The sequence below is a fragment of the Streptomyces sp. NPDC048696 genome, assembly GCF_043198895.1.
Classification (GTDB): Bacteria; Actinomycetota; Actinomycetes; order Streptomycetales; family Streptomycetaceae; genus Streptomyces.
In genome coordinates, this window is record NZ_JBICVJ010000006.1 from 459,098 (window position 1) to 473,735 (window position 14,638).

The 14,638-nt window shown below is 71.9% G+C and carries 13 protein-coding genes; 6 read left to right on the forward strand and 7 right to left on the reverse strand.

Translation table 11 applies throughout. From position 1 onward, the window contains the following. Positions 1-99: 99 nt before the first annotated feature. Both ACGFRG_RS16030 and ACGFRG_RS16035 read right to left on the reverse strand, forming a co-directional pair. Positions 100-1,710 (reverse strand): ABC-F family ATP-binding cassette domain-containing protein, encoded by a 1,611-nt coding sequence (locus ACGFRG_RS16030; protein WP_393264437.1) that lies wholly within the window; start codon positions 1,708-1,710, stop codon positions 100-102. A 329-nt stretch (positions 1,711-2,039) separates the two neighbouring features. Next, positions 2,040-2,456 (reverse strand): SsgA family sporulation/cell division regulator, encoded by a 417-nt coding sequence (locus tag ACGFRG_RS16035; RefSeq protein WP_361419225.1) that lies wholly within the window; start codon positions 2,454-2,456, stop codon positions 2,040-2,042. A 246-nt stretch (positions 2,457-2,702) separates the two neighbouring features. Here ACGFRG_RS16035 and ACGFRG_RS16040 point away from each other — a divergent pair, with 246 nt between their 5' ends. Next, entirely contained in the window at positions 2,703-3,812 is a 1,110-nt protein-coding gene (locus tag ACGFRG_RS16040) for a WD40/YVTN/BNR-like repeat-containing protein (RefSeq protein ID WP_393264332.1), read from the forward strand. Positions 3,813-4,005: 193 nt separating this feature from the next. On the opposite strand, the gene ACGFRG_RS16045 is transcribed toward ACGFRG_RS16040, so the two are convergent. Then, positions 4,006-4,308 (reverse strand): YciI family protein, encoded by a 303-nt coding sequence (locus ACGFRG_RS16045; protein ID WP_361419219.1) that lies wholly within the window; start codon positions 4,306-4,308, stop codon positions 4,006-4,008. 56 nt (positions 4,309-4,364) lie between these two features. Between ACGFRG_RS16045 and ACGFRG_RS16050 the strand changes: the two genes are divergently transcribed. Next, positions 4,365-5,066: an endonuclease V gene (locus tag ACGFRG_RS16050; protein ID WP_393264335.1), complete on the forward strand. Its 702-nt coding sequence runs from the start codon at positions 4,365-4,367 to the stop codon at positions 5,064-5,066. A 27-nt stretch (positions 5,067-5,093) separates the two neighbouring features. Here the strand turns inward: ACGFRG_RS16050 and ACGFRG_RS16055 are convergent, their stop codons facing one another. After that, a complete protein-coding gene (locus tag ACGFRG_RS16055; RefSeq protein WP_361419213.1) occupies positions 5,094-6,275 on the reverse strand; it encodes a saccharopine dehydrogenase NADP-binding domain-containing protein in 1,182 nt (393 codons plus the stop codon). A gap of 203 nt (positions 6,276-6,478) precedes the next feature. On the opposite strand from ACGFRG_RS16055, the gene ACGFRG_RS16060 reads away from it, so the two are divergent. The 4 genes from ACGFRG_RS16060 to ACGFRG_RS16075 are packed head-to-tail and all read left to right on the forward strand — an operon-like array spanning position 6,479 to position 12,241. Next, on the forward strand, positions 6,479-7,636 hold the full coding sequence (locus ACGFRG_RS16060; RefSeq protein WP_393264338.1) for a CaiB/BaiF CoA transferase family protein: 1,158 nt from the start codon (positions 6,479-6,481) through the stop codon (positions 7,634-7,636). Then, entirely contained in the window at positions 7,633-8,775 is a 1,143-nt protein-coding gene (locus ACGFRG_RS16065) for an acyl-CoA dehydrogenase family protein (protein WP_393264341.1), read from the forward strand. The genes ACGFRG_RS16060 and ACGFRG_RS16065 overlap by 4 nt, the downstream gene beginning before the upstream one ends. 36 nt (positions 8,776-8,811) lie before the next feature. Next, on the forward strand, positions 8,812-10,026 hold the full coding sequence (locus ACGFRG_RS16070; RefSeq protein ID WP_361419207.1) for an acetyl-CoA C-acetyltransferase: 1,215 nt from the start codon (positions 8,812-8,814) through the stop codon (positions 10,024-10,026). Positions 10,027-10,066: 40 nt separating this feature from the next. Next, positions 10,067-12,241: a 3-hydroxyacyl-CoA dehydrogenase NAD-binding domain-containing protein gene (locus ACGFRG_RS16075; RefSeq protein WP_393264344.1), complete on the forward strand. Its 2,175-nt coding sequence runs from the start codon at positions 10,067-10,069 to the stop codon at positions 12,239-12,241. A gap of 83 nt (positions 12,242-12,324) precedes the next feature. On the opposite strand, the gene ACGFRG_RS16080 is transcribed toward ACGFRG_RS16075, so the two are convergent. Genes ACGFRG_RS16080 through ACGFRG_RS16090 form a run of 3 tightly spaced genes read right to left on the reverse strand, consistent with a single transcriptional unit; the run spans position 12,325 to position 14,531 of the window. Continuing rightward, entirely contained in the window at positions 12,325-13,080 is a 756-nt protein-coding gene (locus ACGFRG_RS16080; RefSeq protein WP_361419201.1) for a MerR family transcriptional regulator, read from the reverse strand. A gap of 54 nt (positions 13,081-13,134) precedes the next feature. Further along, the gene (locus ACGFRG_RS16085; RefSeq protein ID WP_393264347.1) at positions 13,135-13,584 is read right to left on the reverse strand and encodes a nuclear transport factor 2 family protein; all 450 of its coding nucleotides are present in this window, start codon (positions 13,582-13,584) and stop codon (positions 13,135-13,137) included. Between the two features lie 26 nt (positions 13,585-13,610). Continuing rightward, on the reverse strand, positions 13,611-14,531 hold the full coding sequence (locus ACGFRG_RS16090) for a zinc-binding dehydrogenase (protein ID WP_393264349.1): 921 nt from the start codon (positions 14,529-14,531) through the stop codon (positions 13,611-13,613). Between the last annotated feature and the right edge of the window lie 107 nt (positions 14,532-14,638).

The window sequence follows — 14,638 nt, forward strand, 5'->3', positions numbered from 1 at the left end:
AGGTCAGACGCCCTTACAGAGGGGAATGTCTGCTACCGCTTCACCTCCGCGCAGGCCGGAAATCGGCCTGCGCGGAGCTTCCGGCCGCCTCCGGCGGCGTCAGTCCCGTTCGCGTACCTCCTGAGCCGTCGTGTCCGTGAGGTCGTCGTCCAGGAGGAGCCAGCGGGTGACGCCGATGGATTCCAGGAAGGGGATGTCATGGCTGGCCACGATCAGCGCGCCCTCGAACGCGGACAGGGCGTCGGTGAGGCGGCGCACGCTGGCCATGTCCAGGTTGTTCGTCGGCTCGTCCAGCATCAGCAGCTGCGGTGCGGGCTCCGCGAGGAGCAGCGCGGCGAGCGACACCCGGAAGCGTTCGCCGCCCGACAGCGTTCCGGCCGGGCGGTCGGCCCGGGCTCCCTTGAACAGGAAGCGGGCGAGCCGTGCCCGGATGGCGTTGTCGGTGGCGCCGGGCGCGAACCGCGCCACGTTCTGCGCCACGCTCAGCTCGTCGTCCAGTACGTCCAGCCGTTGCGGCAGGAACCGCATCGGCACATGCGTCACCGCCTCGCCCGCCGCCGGCTCCAGCTGCCCGGCGAGCGCGCGCAGCAGCGTCGTCTTGCCCGCGCCGTTGCGGCCCACCAGCGCGATCCGCTCCGGGCCGTGGATGTCCAGATCGCTCAACAGCCGCTGCGAGTACGGGAGTCGCAGGCCCCGCAGGGTCAGGACGGTCCGGCCCGGGTGGACCTTGGTGTACGGGAGCTCCACGCGGATCTCGTCGTCGTCCCGCACCGCCTCCACCGCGTCGCCCAGCCGTTCCCGGGCCTGGGCGAGCCGTTCGGTCTGCAGGATGCGGTGCTTGCCCGCCGACACCTGGGCCTCGCTCCTGCGGCCGTTGGCGACGATCTTCGGCACCCGCTTGTTCTCGTAGCTCTTCTGGCCGAAGCGCTTGCGCCGCGCCAACTTGACGTTCGCGTCCGCCAGTTCGCGCTTCTGGCGCTGTACGTCGGCCTCGGCGTTGCGGACCGTGCGCTCGGCCGCCTCCTGCTCCACCGCCAGCGCCTCCTCGTACGCCGAGAAGTTGCCGCCGTACCAGGCGACCTCGCCGTCGTGCAGATCGGCGATCTGGTCGACGCGTTCGAGCAGTTCGCGGTCGTGGCTGACCACGACCATCACCTTGGGCCACGCCTCGACGGCCTCGTACAGCCGTCGGCGGGCGCTCAGGTCCAGGTTGTTGGTCGGCTCGTCGAGCAGCAGGATGTCCGGGCGGCGCAGCAGCAGCGCGGCGAGCCGCAGCAACACCGACTCGCCGCCGGAGAGTTCGCCGATGGTCCGGTCGAGCCCGATCCCGTCGAGGCCGAGCTGGCCGAGCGCGGCCCGGGCCCGCTCCTCGACGTCCCAGTCGTCGCCGACGGTCGCGAAGTGCTCGTCGCGGACGTCGCCCGACTCGATGGCGTGCAGCGCGGCCCGGACCCGGTCGATACCGAGTGCCTGATCGACCCGGAGTTTGGTGGCCAGGGTCACGTTCTGCGGCAGATAGCCGATCTCGCCCGCCACCGAGATCCGGCCGTCGGCGGGTGTCAGTTCACCGGCCAGCAGCCGCAACAGCGTTGACTTTCCCGATCCGTTGAGGCCGATCAGGCCGGTGCGGCCCGGGCCGACCGACAGCTGGAGGCCGTCGAAGAGCGAGGTTCCGTCGGGCCAGGCGAAGGAGAGGTCGGCACAGCTGATGTGCGTCGAGGACGCGGAGTAAGTAGACAAAATGTCTCCCGGTTGCGGGGAAGGGCACATGAGGCAGGGCAACGGGGAACTGAGACACCGGTCAGGGCATGAAGGCATGAAGAAGGCCCTGGTCGTCGGGGGGACGGCTCGGAGGCATGGCCACCGCGCGCGCTACACGGAAGGGTGCGCGAAACGGTGTCTCAGCAAGCCTCAGACGAGCAACGTCCTACTCCGATCGACGACAACAGGGCCATGACGAACCTACGACAGGGCGCGGGCGCCCGCAAATCATTTATTTCGAGACGCTGAGGGAAGCAGGCCGAAGGCGCCGACGTGGCTCAACAGGCGTCGCGCAGAAGCTCCGTGAGGTCCCCGTCGAGGTCGAGGTAGTGGTGCTCCTGGCCGACCGGGACCAGCAGCTGGGTGCGCTTGAGGAAGCGGCGCAGCTCGGAGGTGCGGATGTGCACCATCGCGGTGCCCTCCGCCGCGTGGAACTCCAGGACCGTACGGTCGAAGCCGTACGGCCGCACCCGGACGTCACCGATCCCGGCCGACGTCTCCAGGCCCGTTTCGAGGAGCTCGCGGGCGAACGCCCAGGAGACCTCGACCCCTTCGAGCGTGGCCGGTGCGGGGAAGATCATCCGTACGGCGAAGGGGTCCTCGCGGTCGTAGCCGAGCGTCGCGGGGACGATCTGCACCCGGGGGTCGGAAGCGATCAGGCGGGCCTCGACGGCTTGCTCGATGACAGTGGACAACGCCCTGCTCCCCTAACCTCACGACCGGGTACTTCTCTTCCTGCTGTTCACGAAGACGGCAGAAAACACGGTTGCGTGCACACCGACGAAGGGTGACCTGTGTCACCTGATCGCTACGTACGCGTTACTTGCCGGTGCGTCACCGTCCGCCTTTACCGGGTGCTTAACGCGCTCCGGATTGATGGCGATACGGTCGAATTTCGCCCTCTGGACGCCGCCTCGCCGGGCGGGCTAGCTTCCAGCGCCATGAGGCCCATGGGGAAGACGAGACGACTGCTGTCGGTGGCGCTGGGCGGAGCGGCCCTGGCGGCCGCGCTGACCGCGCCCGCCCACGCGCACGGCCAGGACGACGACGGCGGTGACGCCCGCGACAGCGCCCGTTCCGCGCCGACGTGGCAGCTCACCGGGACCGGAACCGACGCCCGCTTCCGCGGGCTCTCGACGGTCAGCCACAGCACCGCGTGGGTGGCGGGATCCAAGGGGACGGTGCTGCGGACCGTGGACGGCGGCCGCGACTGGCGGAACGTCTCGCCGCCGGGCGCGGGGCAGCTGGAGTTCCGGGACGTACGGGCCTTCGACGCCCGGCGGGCCGTGGTGCTCGCCATCGGCGACGGCGAGGCGTCCCGGGTCTACCGGACCGAGGACGGCGGCGCCACCTGGACCGAGTCGTTCCGCAACACCGACCCGAAGGCGTTCTACGACTGCCTGACGTTCTTCGACCACCGCCACGGCCTGGCGGTCGGCGACCCGGTCGACGGCAAGTACCGGATCCTGTCCACCGCCGACGGGGGCCGCTCCTGGAAGGTGCTGCCGAGCGCAGGGATGCCGGCCGCCCAGCCCGGCGAGGCGGCCTTCGCGGCGAGCGGCCAGTGCCTGGTGAGCTCCGGGCCGCGCGACGCGTGGCTGGCGACCGGCGGCGGCGCCACCGCGCGCGTGCTGCACTCCGCCGACCGGGGCCTGACCTGGACGGCGGCCGAGTCGACGATCCCGGCGGGCGACCCGGCGCGGGGAGTCTTCGGGCTCGCCTTCCGCGACCGCCGGCATGGGATCGCGGTCGGCGGCGACTACCGCGCCGGGCAGCCCTCGCCCCGCGCGGCCGCGCTCACCGGGGACGGCGGTCGGGACTGGCGACCGGCGGCGGGCCCGGTCGCCGCCTACCGCTCGGGCGTCGCCTGGCTGCCGCACAGCCGCGCGGCCGCGCTCGCGGTCGGCCCCACCGGCACCGACCTGACCACGGACGGCGGCCGCACCTGGCGGACCGTCGACACCGGCTCGTACGACACGGTCGACTGCACCCCCGACGGCGGCTGCTGGGCCGCGGGCGAGAAGGGGCGGGTGGCGCGGCTCGCCCGGTGAGCGCCCCGGGAGTGCGGTCAATTGGCTGCGGACCGTGCGATGGGGGTCCCCCCTGCTCGAACGAAGTTGAGAGCTTGGGGGATGGTCGCGCCCCGAAGCTCTCGACTCCGCTCGAACAGGGGGGACCCCCATCGCGGCGGAGCCGCACAATGACACTGCCCCGCGCCCCTTAATGGCCCTCCGGTAAGCCCGCTCAGATCGTGGGCAACTCCTCCTGGTACACGGCCAGTTCGGGCGCCGTCTTCGTCGCGAAGAACTCCGTGATCCGGTACGCGCACACGCCGTTGACGTGGAAGGGGTCGGTCGCCGTGATCCGCTCGATCGCTGCGCGGTCGTCCCCGACGGCGAGGATGACCCCGCCCTCGCGGGGCTCCTTGCGGCCGGAGGCGATGAAGACACCGGCCGCGTACTGCTCGTTCAGCCAGGCCACGTGCTCGGCGAGCAGTTCGTCGACGCGGGTGAGGGGGGCGGTGTACGTCAGGTCGAGTATGAACATGATCGCCAGGCTACTCCGGGGCACTTCCCCGATCACCGGGTGTCTAGGGTGGCGTCATGGTGACGCTCACACAGATCCCCGAGGGCTGGCCCACGGACGAGTCGCAGGCCCTGGCCGTGCAGGACGAACTGCGCGGCCGCGTCGTGCTCGACGAGCCCGGGCCGCCGCCCGGCGCCGGCCTGGTCACGGGCGTCGACGTGGCGTACGACGACGAACGGGACGTCGTCGCGGCGGCCGCCGTCGCCCTGGACGCGGCCACCCTGGAGGTGGTCGAGGAGTCCACCGCCGTCGGCCGGGTGGCGTTCCCGTACGTCCCCGGGCTGCTCGCCTTCCGGGAGATCCCGACGGTCCTCGCGGCCCTGGACGCGCTGCGCACGGGTCCGGGGCTTGTGGTCTGCGACGGGTACGGGCTCGCCCATCCCCGCCGCTTCGGCCTCGCCGCCCACCTCGGCGTCCTCACCGGTCTTCCCGTGATCGGCGTCGCCAAGAACCCGTTCACGTTCACCTACGAGCAGCCCGGCGCCCGGCGCGGCGACAGCTCGCCGCTGGTGGACGAGCGGGGTGAGGAGGTCGGGCGGGCGCTGCGCACCCGGGACGCCGTCAAGCCGGTGTTCGTCTCGGTCGGCCACCGGGTGGGCCTGGACAACGCCTGCGACCACGTCCTGCGGCTCACCCCGCACTTCCGGCTGCCCGAGTCGACCCGGCGCGCGGACGCGCTCTGCCGCGAGGCGCTGCGCACCGTGCTCATGGCGGGGTAGGGCCTGTCGTCACCGTCCCGTCGTGCGTCAGCGCGTGTGCGCCACCCGGAAGCGGATGCCCGCCGCCTGGAGCCGTTCGAGCAGCGGGTCGCCCATCGCCGCCACCGTCGTCAACTGGCCCGACGCCGACGGCAGTTCGTCGAAGGCGAGGCACAGCGCGCCCTCGGCGAGGATCTTGGCCGTCTCGTCGTAGCCCGGGTCGCCGCCCGAGACCTCGGTGAACACCCGGCGTCCGCCGCCCTCGCCGACGAAGCGCAGCGAGAACCAGCTGCGGTCGCGCTTGTCCTTGTCCGGTCCGCTGCCCGCTTCGTAACGGCTCATCAGCCACCGCCGTACGGCGGGGAGTTGGGCCGCGCCGAACGCCGCGCCCGCCCCGGCCACCGCCCCGAGCGCCAGCGGCAGTCGGCGCACGGCCGCGAAGTGGCGGTAGCGGAAGTCCGGGCCGTAACGGTCGTTCGCGGCGGCCGAGCGGGCCACCACGGTCGGGTCGAGGACCGGCAGCGGCAGCGCCCAGGCGCCCGTCTCGCGGCTGAAGTGCGGGGTGCCCAGCGGGGCGCGGGCGCGGCGGCCGACCAGGCGCGGCTCGTGCAGCCGGCGCTCGCGGGCCGCCCGCAGCTGCTGCGGGCCGCGCCCCATCGCGTTGAGCGCCGACGCGAGCGTGCCGCCGGAGAAGGTCGCCGAGGTGCGCAGGAAGCCGTCGACGCGCAGCGGCACGTCCTGCGGGAGCTGCTGGACCGTGTAGTACACACCGAGGTCGCACGGCACCGAGTCGAACCCGCCCGCGTGCACGAGCCGGGCGCCGGTCTCCCGGGCGCGCGCGTCATGGCGTACGTACATGGTGTCCACGAACTCCGGCTCGCCGGTCAGATCGAGGTAGTCGGTCCCGGCCTCGGCGCACGCGGCGACCAGGCCCTCGCCGTACCAGACGTACGGGCCCACGGTCGTCGCCACCACGCGGGCGGACTCGGCGAGGGCGCGCAGCGAGTCCGGGTCGCCCGAGTCGGCGGTGAGCAGCGGGAGCGTCGCGCAGGCCGGGTCGATCGCCGCGAGCCGTTCGCGCAGCCGCTCCAGCTTGGGCAGCGAGCGCCCGGCCAGCGCCCAGCGGCAGCCGTGCGGCGCGTGCGCGGCCAGATACTCCGCCGTCAGTGTGCCCACGAACCCCGTCGCCCCGAACAGCACGACGTCGTACGGCCTGGCCGTCCGCTCCAAGGTGATCCTCCGCTTCGCTCCGGCGCGGGCTCCCGCGCCGTTGTCGGTGGCAGACCCTAGCGTGAGAAGAGGCGTCGCGGGTGATCAAGGGGGCAAAGGAGGCGGGAGAAAACCAAGCGCTTGCTCGCGCAGGGGCTTGTGCGAACTGGAACGTGTTCTTAGCATCACTGCTGTTACATCAGTTGTGTCACAGTGCTGGGGGCATGATGGCAACGACAGGGAACGGGCCGCTCGCCGGTGTGCGGGTGGTCGAGCTGGCCGGGATCGGCCCCGGCCCGTTCGCCGCGATGCTCCTGGCCGACCTCGGCGCCGATGTGGTCCGCGTCGACCGCCCCGGCGGACCCGGCCTGGCCATCGACCCCGCGTACGACCTCACCAACCGCAACAAACGCTCCGTGCTGATCGACCTCAAGGCCGAGGACGGCCCCCGCCGCGTCCTCGACCTGGTCGAGCGGGCCGACATCCTCGTCGAGGGCTACCGCCCCGGCGTCGCCGAGCGCCTGGGGGTCGGGCCCGATCAGTGCCTGGCCCGGAACCCGAAGCTGGTGTACGGGCGGATGACCGGCTGGGGGCAGGACGGCCCGCTCGCCCACCGCGCCGGGCACGACATCGCGTACATCGCGGTCACCGGCACCCTCGGCATGATCGGCAAGGCGGACGAGGCGCCGACCGTCCCCGCCAACCTCGTCGGCGACTACGCGGGCGGCTCGCTCTATCTCGTCGTCGGCGTCCTCGCCGCGCTCCAACACGCGCGCGCCCACGGCGAGGGCCAGGTCGTGGACGCCGCGATCGTCGACGGCGCCGCCCATCTCGCCACCATGATCCACGGCATGCTGGCGGCCGGCGGCTGGCAGGACCGGCGCGCCGCCAACCTGCTCGACGGCGGCTGCCCCTTCTACGGCACCTATGAGACGTCCGACGGCCAGTACATGGCGGTCGGCGCCCTTGAGCAGCAGTTCTACGACGAGTTCGTACGGCTGCTCGGCATCGAGGGGGCGGCCCCGGCCCGTAAGGACCTCGCCCGCTGGGAGGAGCTGCGCACCGCTGTCACCGAGCGGTTCCGCACCCGTACGCGGGCGGAGTGGACGGCGGTGTTCGAGGGCTCGGACGCGTGCGTGGCGCCCGTGCTCTCGATGCGGGAGGCGCCCGCGCATCCGCATCTCGCCGCGCGCGGGACCTTCGCCGAGCACGGCGGCATCACCCAGCCCGCGCCCGCGCCGCGCTTCTCCCGCACCCCGGGCTCGCTGCGCCGCCCGCCCGCGCTGCCGGGCGCCGACACCGCCGAGGTCGCCCGCGACTGGGACGTGCCGGAGCTCGACCCCTCCCCGAACACCCCGTCCACAGAGGAGAACGACAGGTGAAGCGGCAGATCTTCACGGCCGAGCACGACGCGTTCCGCGAGAGTGTCCGTACCTTCCTCGCCAAGGAGGTCCTGCCGCACTACGAGCAGTGGGAGAAGGACGGCATCGTCTCGCGCGAGGCATGGCTCGCGGCCGGGCGCCAGGGGCTGCTCGGGTGCGCCGTGGACGAGGAGTACGGCGGCGGCGGGAACGCGGACTTCCGCTACAGCGCCGTGCTGGCCGAGGAGTTCACCCGGGCGGGCGCCGCCGGGCTCGCCATCGGGCTGCACAACGACATCATCGGGCCCTATCTGACCTCGCTGGCCACCGAGGAGCAGAAGCGGCGCTGGCTGCCCGGGTTCTGCGACGGCTCGCTGATCACCGCGATCGCCATGACCGAGCCGGGCGCGGGCTCCGACCTCCAGGGCATCCGCACCACCGCCGAGGACAAGGGCGACCACTGGCTGCTCAACGGCTCCAAGACGTTCATCTCCAACGGCATCCTCGCCGACCTGGTGATCGTGGTCGCCAAGACCACGCCCGAGGGCGGCGCGCACGGCCTGTCGCTGCTGGTCGTCGAGCGCGGCACGCCCGGCTTCGAGCGCGGCCGCAACCTCGACAAGATCGGCCAGAAGTCCCAGGACACGGCCGAGCTGTTCTTCACCGACGTACGCGTGCCGAAGGAGAACCTGCTCGGCGAACTCAACGGTGCCTTCGTCCACCTGATGACCAACCTGGCGCAGGAGCGGCTGAGCATCGCGGTCGCCGCGATCGCCGCCGCCGAGCACCTCCTTGAGATCACCACGACGTACGTCAAGGAGCGCGAGGCGTTCGGGCGGCCGCTGGCCACCAAGCAGCACATCCGCTTCGAGATCGCCGAGATGGCCACCGAGTGCGCCGTCACCCGTACGTTCCTCGACCGCTGCGTGGTCGATCACTCGAACGGGGAACTCGATGCCGTGCACGCCTCGATGGCCAAATGGTGGGCCACCGAACTGCAAAAGCGCGTCGCCGACCGCTGCCTCCAACTGCACGGCGGCTACGGCTACATGAGCGAGTACCGGGTCGCCAGGGCGTTCACCGACGGCCGCATCCAGACCATCTACGGCGGGACCACGGAGATCATGAAGGAGATCATCGGCCGTTCCCTGCTCGGCTGACCCCCGCTCGGACAACCCCTCTTGAAAGGCTTATCAGTGAGCACCGAAGCGTTTGTGTACGACGCGATCCGCACCCCGCGCGGGCGCGGCAAGGCCAACGGCTCCCTGCACGGAACCAAGCCGATCGACCTGGTCGTGGGGCTGATCCACGAGGTCAGGGACCGCTTCCCGGACCTCGACCCGGCGGCGGTCGACGACATCGTCCTCGGCGTGGTCGGCCCGGTCGGCGACCAGGGCTCCGACATCGCCCGGATCGCGGCCATCGCCGCCGGACTGCCGGACACGGTCGCGGGCGTCCAGGAGAACCGCTTCTGTGCCTCGGGCCTGGAGGCCGTCAACCTGGCGGCCGCCAAGGTCCGTTCGGGCTGGGAGGACCTGGTGCTCGCGGGCGGCGTCGAGTCGATGTCGCGGGTGCCGATGGCCTCGGACGGCGGCGCCTGGTTCGCCGACCCGATGACCAACTTCGACACCAACTTCGCCCCGCAGGGCATCGGCGCCGACCTCATCGCCACGATCGAGGGCTTCTCGCGCCGCGACGTCGACGAGTACGCGGCGCTCTCGCAGGAACGGGCCGCCGAGGCGTGGAAGGACGGCCGCTTCGCCCGGTCCGTCGTGCCTGTCAAGGACCGCAACGGCCTGGTCGTGCTCGACCACGACGAGCACATGCGCCCCGGCACCACCGCCGACTCGCTGGCCGCGCTCAAGCCGTCGTTCGCCGCCATCGGCGAGATGGGCGGCTTCGACGCGGTGGCGCTGCAGAAGTACCACTGGGTGGAGAAGATCGACCACGTCCACCACGCGGGCAACTCCTCGGGCATCGTGGACGGCGCGGCCCTGGTCGCCATCGGCTCGCGCGAGGTCGGCGAGCGCTACGGCATGACCCCGCGCGCCCGGATCGTCTCGGCCGCCGTCTCCGGCTCCGAGCCGACGATCATGCTCACCGGCCCCGCCCCCGCCACCCGAAAGGCGCTCGCCAAGGCCGGGCTGACCATCGACGACATCGACCTCGTCGAGATCAACGAGGCGTTCGCCGGTGTGGTGCTGCGATTCGCCCGCGACATGGGGCTCTCGCTCGACAAGATCAACGTCAATGGCGGCGCGATCGCCATGGGCCACCCGCTGGGCGCCACCGGCGCGATGATCCTCGGCACGCTCGTCGACGAGCTGGAGCGCCGCGACCAGCGGTACGGCCTGGCCACGCTGTGCGTCGGCGGCGGCATGGGCATCGCCACCGTCGTCGAGCGTCTCTGACCGTCCTCTTCCTGGCCAACCCCCTTACGGAGCAGCAGCAATGACCGAGTGCACGACCATCCGCTGGGAACAGGACGAGACCGGTGTCGTCACCCTCGTCCTCGACGACCCCAACCAGTCCGCCAACACCATGAACCAGGCCTTCAAGGACTCCATCGCGGCGATCGCCGACCGCGCCGAGGCCGAGAAGGACTCCATCCGGGGCATCGTCTACACCTCCGCCAAGAAGACCTTCTTCGCGGGCGGCGACCTCAAGGAAATGATCCAGGTGGGCCCCGAGGACGCCCGGCAGGCGTTCGAGGCCGGTACCGCCATCAAGAACGCGCTGCGCCGCATCGAGACCCTGGGCAAGCCGGTCGTCGCCGCCATCAACGGCGCGGCACTGGGCGGCGGTTACGAGATCGCGCTCGCCAGCCACCACCGCGTCGCGCTCGACGCGCCCGGCTCCAAGATCGGCCTGCCCGAGGTCACCCTGGGCCTGCTCCCGGCGGGCGGCGGCGTGACCCGGACCGTACGCCTGATGGGCATCGCGGACGCGCTCCTGAAGGTGCTGCTCCAGGGCACCCAGTACACCCCGCGGCGGGCCCTGGAGAACGGGCTGGTCCACGAGGTCGCCGCGACGCCCGAGGAGATGATGGCCAAGGCGCGCGCGTTCATCGACGCCCACCCCGAGTCCCAGCAGCCCTGGGACGTCAAGGGCTACCGCATCCCGGGCGGCACCCCGTCGAACCCGAAGTTCGCCGCCAATCTCCCGGCGTTCCCGGCCAACTTGAAGAAGCAGCTCAACGGCGCTCCCTACCCGGCCCCGCGCAACATCCTCGCGGCCGCCGTCGAGGGCTCCCAGGTCGACTTCGAGACCGCGCAGACCATCGAGGCCCGGTACTTCACCGAGCTGGTCACCGGCCGGACCGCGAAGAACATGATCCAGGCGTTCTTCTTCGACCTCCAGGCCGTCAACTCCGGGGCCAGCCGCCCCAAGGGCATCGAGCCGCGCCCGGTCCGCAAGGTCGCCGTCCTCGGCGCGGGCATGATGGGCGCGGGCATCGCGTACTCCTGCGCTCGGGCCGGCATCGAGGTCGTCCTGAAGGACGTGTCGCCGGAGGCGGCCGAGAAGGGCAAGGCGTACTCGGAGAAGCTGCTCGCCAAGGCGCTCTCGCGGGGCCGCACCACCGAGGCCGAGCGCGACGAACTGCTCGCCCGCATCACCCCGACCGCCGACCCGCGCGACCTGGCGGGCTGCGACGCGGTCATCGAGGCGGTCTTCGAGAGCACCGAGCTCAAGCACAAGGTGTTCCAGGAGATCCAGGACATCGTCGAGCCGGACGCGCTGCTCTGCTCCAACACCTCGACGCTGCCGATCACCCGGCTCGCCGAGGGCGTCACCCGCCAGGACGACTTCATCGGCCTGCACTTCTTCTCGCCGGTCGACAAGATGCCGCTCGTCGAGATCATCAAGGGGGAGCGCACCGGGGACGAGGCGCTGGCCCGCGCCTTCGACCTGGTCCGCCAGATCAAGAAGACCCCGATCGTCGTCAACGACTCGCGCGGCTTCTTCACCTCGCGGGTCATCGGCCAGTTCATCAACGAGGGCGTCGCGATGGTCGGCGAGGGCATCGAGCCCGCGTCCGTCGAGCAGGCGGCGGGCCAGGCGGGCTACCCCGCCAAGGTCCTCTCCCTGATGGACGAGCTGACCCTCACCCTGCCGCGCAAGATCCGCGACGAGACGCGGCGGGCGGTCGAGGAGGCGGGCGGCGTCTGGCCCGGCCACCCGGCGGACGCGGTGATCGACCGCATGGTCGACGAGTTCGGCCGCCCCGGGCGCAGCGGCGGCGCGGGCTTCTACGAGTACGGCGAGGACGGCAAGCGCGTACGGCTGTGGCCGGGGCTGCGCGAGCACTTCGGCAAGCCGGGCGCGGAGATCCCGTTCGAGGACATGAAGGAGCGGATGCTCTTCGCCGAGTCCCTGGACACCGTCCGCCTCTTCGAGGAGGGCGTGCTCACCTCGGTCGCGGACGCCAACATCGGCTCCATCATGGGCATCGGCTTCCCGGCCTGGACGGGCGGCGTGATCCAGTACATCAACGGTTACGAGGGCGGCCCGGCGGGCTTCGTGGCCCGCGCCCGCGAACTGGCCGAGCGCTACGGCGACCGCTTCCTGCCGCCGGCGCTGCTGGTGGAGAAGGCGGAGCGGGGCGATAAGTTCACGGACGCGTGAGGCTACGCGGACGCGTGAGGTTCGACGACGCGTAAAGGGTGAGGGGTGAGGGCCGGGGAGAGGATCCCCGGCCCTCACTCGGCTCACGCTCCCTGCTCGCCCTGCTCGCCTTCCGCCCGGAACGCCGCCCTCAGCTCTTCCTTCAGCGACCGCTGGAACGCCGTGACCAGCGCCTGCACCACCATCGGCTGCATATGTGCCGACAGCGACTTCATCGCGGCCACATGGTCCGGGTCCGACTCCCGCTCCCGGTACGGGTTCCACACCTCGTCCCGGAAGAGCCGGGTCAGCTCGTGCGCGGCCGAGCGCGTGTGGTCCACGAGCACGGTCCGCGCCGCCAGGATCGTCTCGTGCGCGATCGGCACGTCGAGGAGCTGCACCCCCAGCGCGAGCAGCCCGGGGTCGACCAGGAACGCGTCGCTCTCCCCGGGCGTGCGCTCCAGGACGTCCATCGCCGCCAGCCGGTCGACGTCCACGTCGGACAGGGCGCGCCCGGCCCGCCGCTCCAGCTCCGCCCGGGTCGTCTCCTCGGCGGTGTCCGGTGCCCAGGAGGCGACCACGGCGCGGTGGATCGCCAGGTCGTGCGCGCTCAGGTCGGGCGGCAGCTGCTGGAGGTAGCGCTCGATCGCGGCGAGCGTCATCCCGTGGTGCTGCAACTCCTCGATGAGGGCGAGCCGGGACAGATGCGCGGGGCCGTAGTGCCCGACCCGGCGCGGCCCGATCGACGGCGGCGGGAGCAGACCTCTGGTGCTGTAGAAGCGGATGGTGCGCACGGTGACCCCGGCGCGCGCGGCCAGTTCGTCGACCGTGAGGGTCGGCTCCTCGGTCTCGGTCGCCATGGCTGTGCCTCATTCCCCGGTTCGCGGTCGATCCGGTTCAACAGTATTGCTGTCTCACCACTGTTGTGAAAGGGGCCGGGAGCCATCCGCGGGGGCGGCATGGTCCGGGAAGAGGGTCGCGGCCACGTGCCGGGTGTCGGCGTACTCGACGACCGAGACGATCTTGCCGTCGCGGACCGTGAAGATGCCGAGGCAGCGGTTGTCGTAGCTGCCGCCGTGCACGGTCCTGGCCCTGGAGGTCCACTCGGCCACCACCCGCTCGCCCTCGGCGATCGTGCCGACCAGCTCGATCTCCATGGTGCCGGGGACGAGGAGCGGGCCCATGCCGCCCAGGAAGTCGTCGATGATCGCGTCGCGGCCGCGCCACACCTTGGAGATGGGCAGGTCGCCCGGGTAGTGCCAGGTCGCGTCCACGGCGAAGCTGTCGCGGATGACGTCGGCGTCGCCGTCGCGCACGGCCTCGACGTAGCGGATGACGACGGCCCGGGGGTCGGTGGTGGTCATGGTGGTGCTCCTTCGATCGCTCTGTTTCAGGACAGGGTGAGGACGGCCTTGCCGCGGATGCGGCGCTCGCGCAGGTCGGTGAGGGCGGTCGCGGTGTCGGCCCAGTCCGTGACGCGGCCGATCTCGGGGTGCACACGGCCCTCGGCGGTCAGCCGGACAAGGGCCGCCAAGTCGTCGTCGAGGCGGGTGTCGGCGTCGAGGTAGTGGAAGTGGCGGATGGTCGCCGACTCGGGCCCGCTGAAGAAGTCGAAGAAGTCGAGCGTCACCGGGGTGCGGCTGGCCTGCCCGAACCAGATCAGCGTGCCGCGCCGGGCGAGCCGCGCGAGCGCGGCAGGGAGAGCCGGTCCACCGGTCGACTCAAGGACGACGTCGTACGGGCCCCGAGCCTCGGCGACGTCGTGGACGATCTCGGCGGCGCCGAGTTCGGCGAGCCGGGCGCCGCGTTCGGCGTCCCTGGTCACGGCGGTGACCCGGGCCCCGGCGGCGGCCGCGAGCTCGGTGACGTAGTGGCCCACGCCGCCGGAGGCACCGGTCAGCAGGATCCGTCGGCCGAGCACCGGTCCGGCGGCGCGCAGCAGCCGCAGCGCGGTGAGCCCGGCCAGCGGCAGAGCCGCGCCCTGGAGCACCGGGACGCTGTCCGGCAGTTCGGCGAGCGCGCCGGTCGGCACCGCCACGTACTCCGCCCAGCCGCCCGCCATGGGGTGGCCGACGACCCGCGTGATCCCGGACGGTCCGCTGCCGTCGGCGGCGGGCTGCACCACCAGACCCGCGATGTCCTTGCCGGGGCGCTCGCCGGGGACGGGCCGCTCCAGCTTGAACGTCTCGCCCCGGTTGACCGAGAACGCCTCCACCTTCACCAGCGCCTCGTCGGGGCGCGGTGTCGGCTCGGGGACGTCGGCGAGCACGACGGGCTCTGCGGGGTCTCCGGTCGCGACGAACGCTTTCATCGTGGTCAGCTCCTCGGTGGCTCTTGTTCCTGCGTCTGTTGTGCCGTCTGTTCCGGCGTCGGGGACCATCCGATCGCGTGGCCGGGGGGCCCGGCCAACAACCGGAC